Source organism: uncultured Veillonella sp., assembly GCF_900545205.1.
Classification (GTDB): Bacteria; Bacillota; Negativicutes; order Veillonellales; family Veillonellaceae; genus Veillonella.
In genome coordinates this window covers 1-3177 of record NZ_UQYC01000118.1, presented here as the reverse complement: position 1 = coordinate 3177, position 3177 = coordinate 1, and the positions used below count along the sequence as shown (strand labels likewise).

The 3177-nt window shown below is 40.3% G+C and carries 3 protein-coding genes; 2 read left to right on the top strand and 1 reads right to left on the bottom strand.

Going from position 1 to position 3177, the window contains the following annotated elements; all coding sequences use genetic code 11:
* The first annotated feature begins 768 nt into the window (after positions 1 to 768).
* Positions 769 to 1584, top strand: coding sequence for a nitroreductase family protein (locus tag QZR70_RS08765; RefSeq protein ID WP_105089832.1), 816 nt, complete (start codon positions 769 to 771; stop codon positions 1582 to 1584).
* Between the two features lie 119 nt (positions 1585 to 1703).
* On the opposite strand, the gene QZR70_RS08760 is transcribed toward QZR70_RS08765, so the two are convergent.
* Positions 1704 to 2522, bottom strand: coding sequence for a MetQ/NlpA family ABC transporter substrate-binding protein (locus QZR70_RS08760; RefSeq protein WP_105089831.1), 819 nt, complete (start codon positions 2520 to 2522; stop codon positions 1704 to 1706).
* Between the two features lie 232 nt (positions 2523 to 2754).
* Here QZR70_RS08760 and QZR70_RS08755 point away from each other — a divergent pair.
* Positions 2755 to 3177, top strand: a 423-nt coding sequence (locus QZR70_RS08755; RefSeq protein ID WP_295794569.1) for an iron-containing alcohol dehydrogenase, incomplete at its 3' end; no start/stop codon positions are given.

Below are 3177 nucleotides of genomic sequence, written 5' to 3'. Positions count from 1 at the left end.
TCTTAACCAATCTCCAGAACCAGACTTTGGTACCTGGAGAATGACACACAAAGCGGAATACATGGAACTTATAAAAGCATTTGAGTAAATGTCTTTTCCGCTTGTGATGGGGCCTAGCATATAAGAGCTTTTTACGTCGCTTGCTATGGGGCCCCGTTTCGTTGCGACAACTCAATTAAAAATAAAACTAGGTATCTCCTTGCTCCGTCCTTCGTAAAGTTGCTGCAGAAATACCTAGTTTTATTTTTATAACACCTGCTGTGAAACAGTCCCATAGCAAGCGACTAAGTTCCCTCCATATATTCCGAACTCCCCACCACAAGCTACATCAGATATTTACTCAATCTGCTTTTGGTGGGGCGAGGGAAAGAACGCTAGGTAGTTTTGACTAAATTGGGCTTAAAACTAATCCACGGACTAGTCTCAGGCTAGTTTCTCCCAGACGGTGGGCGTGGCGCTACTACTATAAAGCTTTTTTATTGGAATTAATCAGGTTATCTAGGGGGTACGTATTTAACGGTCAATATACCTATTTTGATGGGACGTCTTTATAAATATAGTAATAAAAAAGTACCAATATACTTGTGCAGCGACTTTGCGAAGAACGGAGCAAGCAAGTATATTGGTACTTTTTTTACTAGGTTGTCGAAATGTAACGGGGCCCCATCAAAATAGGTTGGCTGATTTTCAAAAGAGTACGTCGCCTAGATAACCCTCGATTAATTGTGTTATAATAAATTTTATAGTAGTTTTTGGAGGATTTATCAGATGTTATTTACCGTCAATACAGAAGTCTGTACACGATGCGGCCTTTGCGTAGCTGACTGTCCAACAGGCTTGCTAGTGATGTCCGAAAATGGGCCTGTAACTGGCAAGGGAGGTTGTATCTCCTGTGGGCATTGTATTTCCGTATGCCCAACGCTTGCTCTTGATAGTGATATGACCCCACGTAAAGAGCAAATCGATATCACAAAAGAACAAAAATTAACGCCAGAGCAAGCTGAGTTATTCTTGCGCAGCCGTCGCTCTATTCGTAATTATCAAAATAAACCAGTTCCTGCTGAGCTTATTCGCAAGGTCTTAAACGTTGCAAGAATGGCTCCAACAGCAACAAATACACAAGGTATTTCCTATATTGTTATTCGGGACAAACAAAAGTTGCGTCGCATTGCAGATCTCGTTCTTGAGTGGATGCATTTGGCTGCGAAAACTGTGCCGATTATGCGTCTTTATGCTCGTGCAGCACAAGCTGAGGTCGATAAGGGTAAGGAATACATCTTGCGCGATGCGCCTGCGCTAGTAGTGGCCATCGGTTCTAAAAAAGATATTCACCGTACTCACGATAGCGGGCATTCCTGCTTGTCTTATGCAGAGTTGTATGCACCAACATTAGGTTTAGGCACTTGTTGGGCTGGCTTCTTTGAACATGCAGGCGAAGCAGAGTATAAACCACTATTGGAACTATTAGGTGTACCTGAGGATAAAATCATTGCTGGTGGTATCTTGATGGGCTATCCAAAGGTTCGTTACCGCAATATTGTGGAACGCCAACCATTGGACGTTACATTCGACACTGAAGAATAAACGTGAGTGATACTAAAGAATAAAATAAGAGCGATACTCTAAAAAGTTAGGGTATCGCTTTTTAGCATTATAAATAAAAGAACCGGCCTCTAATTTGATAGAGGTCGGTTCTTGTTTATTTAGTTTGCAGAGGTAATGCTACCTTTGAAAGTATCGTTGATGAATTGTTTAATTGCATCAGATTTGTAAATGTCTGCAATTTTTTTGTAAGTTTCGTTGTCTTTGTCTTCACTACGTACCGCAAGTACGATGACTGTTAGTGGTTCATCTTTTGATTCGAAGAAGAAGCCTTGTTTTTCTACACTAAGGCCAGCACTTTGTACATAATTCATTGGAATAACTGCAATTGTTACATCATCTAGACTACGAGGTAATTGAGCTGCTTCTAATTCTTGAATCTTTATATTTTTCGGGTTAGATGTGATATCTGCAACAGTTGCTTTGAAGCCGACACCATCTTTTAACGTAATTAATCCAGCTTTAGCTAATAATACTAATGCACGACCACCATTAGTAGGGTCATTTGGAATAGAAACCGTAGCGCCTTCAGGTACATCTTGTACGCTATGTACACTATTACTATATAATCCCATACGCACTAAAAGGGTTTTACCGATTGCTACTAAGTTGGAACCATTTTGTTTGTTAAAGTTTTCCATAAATGGCACGTGTTGGTACGCATTCAATTGAATGTCGCCATCAGCAAGAGCTTTATCTGGTGTTACATAATCGGAGAACTCTACAACTTTAAGGTCGATACCTTGTTTTTTAGCTTCTTTTGCAACTGCTTCAGCTACTTGAGCGTGAGGACCTGCAGTAGCACCGATTTTAATTTCTTTTGGTGCTTGGCTAGATTGATTTGTATCTGTGCCGCAACCTGCGATGGCGAATGCTAGAACGCCAACGAGAAGAGGGGCAATAAATTTTTTTAATTTCATGTGAACATCCCTTTCTACTTATACATATAATGTATATATCCTATCATGTGAATGGGATTTTGTATATAGAGCAAAAGATATCGGTTAGCTATAGATTAAAGCTATGGCTTTTATGAGCTCGCTAATGATAAGGGGTGTAGCATATCTAAGAATATCGAAAAAATGATATAATAGATATAAATTTCGTACAATTAGACTTATAGGTTTTATATGATATACATAGGAGGTCACTATGTTTAACTTTGATTTTTATAACCCTACACATATTGTATTCGGTAAAGATCGCTTGAGCGAATTAAATGCATTAGTGCCAAAGGATGCAAAGGTGCTCATTACGTATGGTGGTGGCTCTGCAGTGCGCAGTGGTCTTATTGACCGCATTGTTGCAGCTCTTGGCAGTCGCAAGGTAGAACAGTTTGGCGGTATTGAGCCAAATCCATCTCTTGAAACTTGTGAACGTGCCGTTGCTTTCATTAAAGAACATGGCGTAGATTTCGTTCTTGCTGTAGGTGGTGGTTCCGTAGTGGACGCTACAAAGCTCATCGTTATGGGTGCTACTTACGATGGCCCAGTTATTGAGGTTATGAAAGCTGGTGTTCCAGAGGTTCCAGTGGAAATGGTGCCAAATCCATTACCATTTGGTACAGTTATGACA